Origin of the sequence: Pyxidicoccus fallax (genome assembly GCF_012933655.1) — a bacterium.
Taxonomy (GTDB): Bacteria; Myxococcota; Myxococcia; order Myxococcales; family Myxococcaceae; genus Myxococcus; species Myxococcus fallax.
Genome location: NZ_JABBJJ010000755.1, coordinates 1 through 644 on the forward strand (window position 1 = coordinate 1; position 644 = coordinate 644).

1 pseudogene is annotated in these 644 nt (G+C 69.7%); it reads right to left on the minus strand.

The window, feature by feature from the left end:
* A pseudogene (locus HG543_RS54020) lies at positions 1-644 on the minus strand (hypothetical protein); the annotation flags it as partial.

The following is a 644-nucleotide window of genomic DNA, read 5'->3' on the forward strand; positions in this document are numbered from 1 at the left end:
CCGCGGCAGGCCGCGATCAGCCGGCCCTCGTCGCCGCCCACCTTCGCCAGCGCGTGGCGGTACCAGTCGGGCCAGCCCGCGGGCATGTCCTCGCGCGGAACGCCTCGGAAGGCGCGCTGGCGCTCGTTCTGGAAGCTCTCGAAGAACCCCTGGGCCTGGGGCGTCCGGGGTTCGGCCATCGCCTCGGACGCCTCGGCCGGGCGCCGATCATCCGGCGGGAGGGACACGGGCACCAGGTGTGCACCGGGCAGCGCGAGCTGGACGGGATCAAGCTCCACGTCCTGGACCTCGTCCGGTGGCGGAGGCGGTGGAACGGGCGCGAGTGGAACAGGCGCGAGGTGTCCCGGGGACAACCCGATCGCCAACTCGTCCAACCCCTCCATCGCTGCTGCTGCAGAAGAAAGGATCTTCTTCTCGTTCTCCTTCTCCTTCTTCTTTCTAGCGCTGGATGTCCCCGGTGCGTCCGCGGGACGTCCGCCGGACGCTGCGGCGGCCTTCGCGGCGCGCTCTCTTCGCTTGCGCTCGGCTTCTTTCCTCCTCTTTTCGAGGACTTGCACGTAGCGATCGCACAGCGTGAGCCGCACGCTGTCGCCTTCGCGGACGAGGATGCCGGTGCGGATCAGCGTTTCCCAGAACGCCCCGGG